This is a genomic window from Stappia sp. WLB 29, assembly GCF_023507705.1.
Lineage (GTDB): Bacteria > Pseudomonadota > Alphaproteobacteria > Rhizobiales > Stappiaceae > Stappia.
Genome location: NZ_JALBGD010000025.1, coordinates 1 through 2655 on the forward strand (window position 1 = coordinate 1; position 2655 = coordinate 2655).

Genomic DNA, 2655 nt, shown 5'->3' on the forward strand with positions numbered 1-2655 from the left:
ACGATGATCGGCGGAGCCGGCAACGATGTCTATTCCGTCGATAATCTCGGTGACACAATCGTCGAGCTTGCCGGACAAGGCATTGATACAGTGTTCAGCTCGGTGAATTTTGCGCTTTGGCAGCACGGCCAGCACGTCGAGAATCTGACGCTGATTGGCACTGGAAATCTGTCAGGCGTCGGCAATGCGCGATCAAATGTGATGCAGGGCAACTCGGGGAATAACTGGCTCGATGGCAGTGCCGGCGACGATTTTCTTACGGGCAGTTCGGGGGGGGACACGTTCGTGTTCCTGGCCGCCGGCGACACGGATACGATCACCGACTTCGAGAACGGGATCGACACGATCCGGATCGGCGTCGGGGCGAGCAACTTCTCGCAGGTGACGGTGACGGATGTGGGGGCGGACACGCACCTGACCTTCGGGACCAACACCATCGTCCTGCAGAACTTCGATCACACGCTGGTGTCGTCCGGCGACTTCGCCTTCGTGTGATGGGTGCGGGACTGAGCATCTGCCGGCCGACCCGTGGAATGCCGGCGGCCAGCGCGCCGCTGGTCGCACCATCTGGCTGCACTTTCACCCGCTTGCACTCCCGTCATGCCGGTCTCGGTACGTTCGGGGCGTTTACAAGCGGTTTTTGATCGCGATAATTGTCAGGGTTAATCGTTCGAAGGGTGCCTGTGATCGCTTAGTTTCCCTGCATCTTGCACTCTGCTGCGGCGTGGGTGGATCTTGCGGTTTTATAGCGCGATCAGCTGGGCTTGGATTATTGAGTGACAGGGAAACCTGTGTGGAGGGCTTGAAATGACGACGTATTCGGGCGGAAATGGTAACGATGTATTCTCGATTACCGGCTTCGGTCACACTTATATCGGTAGCGGCGGTAATGACACCATCACGCTTTTGCCCGAGGTGGATCTATACGTTGATTACTCTGGGTTCTCTGCGAATCTGACGGTCGTCGTCGACGGGGAGGCAGGCGGCGGCCAGGTCAGCAAGGACGGGATCGGCACGGATACGTTCATTGTAGATGGTGTTCTGGATCCCGACGTCAGCGGTCTTACGTTCGCAGCTGGATCAGGCAATGACAGTTTCACAATCGATGATCCGAGCGGAGTCTATTACGGAGTCATTTCGAGCGCCGGCAACGATACAATCACAAACATTGCCGGCTTCGTACGCGCCGTCTATGCCAATGTCGGTTCCGGGATCAGCTATACGAGCAACAACGGTTCGGGCGTCAGCGGCACGGTGACGGGAGCCGGCGTGGGCACCGATACGCTCGTCAACGTGTCCGAGATCATGGGCTCGACCGGCAACGACACGTTCAACGGCGGCAATGGCAACGAGCGTTTCATCCCACTCGGCGGCAACGACATCATCAATGGCGGCAATGGGTTCGATCTCGTTCGTTTCGATCGCAACGGTATGGGCGCGGTGACGGTCGATCTCGGCGCAGGCACGGCGACCGGCCTGTTCAACGGCAATGCCTTCAGTCACACCCTGTCCGGCATCGAGGCTGTCCGCGGCTCGCGGACGGAAGGCGACAGTTTGACGGGCTCGTCCGGCAATGACCGTCTCGAAGGATTTGGCGGCAACGACACGCTGAACGGCGGCGCTGGCGACGACTATCTCGACGGCGGCGATGGCAACGATGTGATCAACACCGGCGAGGGCAGCGATACGGTCATCGGCTCTGCCGGCAACGACACGATCAACGTGCTGCAGCAGCACGATGTCTTTCTCCAGTATGCTTATTTATCCACGGCTATGTCGATCACCATGACCGGCAGCACGATGACCATCGACAAGGGAACTGGCGACGTCGACACGTTGAATGTCACGGGTCCGATCGACCCGAACCTCGGCAGCGTCACACTCGCGCTCGGGTCTGGCAACGACAATGTCACGATCAATGCAACTGCGGGCATTTTCGTGCAGGTGCGCGGCCTAGAAGGCAACGACACCATTACCCGGATCGGCGATGGTGCCGTTCGTGCGGATTATCGCGATACGGTCTCCGGCATCACCTACACCAGCAACAATGGCTCGGCTGTGAGCGGCACGGTGACCGGGACAGGCATCGGTACCGATACCTTGGTCAACGTTTTCGAGATCCATGGCACGAACTTCGACGATGTCTTCAATGGTGGCGCCGGCGACGAGCGGTTCATCCTGCTTGGCGGCAACGACACGGTCGATGGCGGTGGTGGTTTCGATACGGTGCGCTTCGATCGCAGTGGGATGGGCGCTGTCACGGTCAACCTCGCCAATGGCACGGCGACGGGTCTGTTCAACGGCAATGCCTTCAGCCACACGCTCGCCAATATCGAGCACGTTCGCGGATCGCGTACCGAGAGCGACACCTTGACCGGTTCGAACGGAAACGACCGACTCGAAGGTCTCGGCGGCAACGACATCCTGGATGGTGGCCTGGGCGCGGACACGCTGATCGGCGGTACCGGCGACGACATCTACGTCGTCAGCGATGCGGGCGACGTGGTCGTCGAGTATGCTGATGAGGGCATGGATACCGTGCGCAGTTACATCAGCTTCGAACTATGGGCCCAGAGCCAGCATATCGAAAACCTTGAGCTCCTCGGGTCCGACAATCTGAATGCTGTTGGCAACGCGCTGAACAACGTGATCACC

The 2655-nt window shown here is 59.3% G+C and carries 1 protein-coding gene and 1 pseudogene; both read left to right on the forward strand.

The window, feature by feature from the left end; genetic code table 11:
- Positions 1 to 495: pseudogene (locus MNI96_RS21715) on the forward strand (M10 family metallopeptidase); the annotation flags it as partial.
- A 312-nt stretch (positions 496 to 807) separates the two neighbouring features.
- A partial coding sequence (locus tag MNI96_RS21955) for a beta strand repeat-containing protein (RefSeq protein ID WP_283776628.1) occupies positions 808 to 2655 on the forward strand: 1848 nt, incomplete at its 3' end.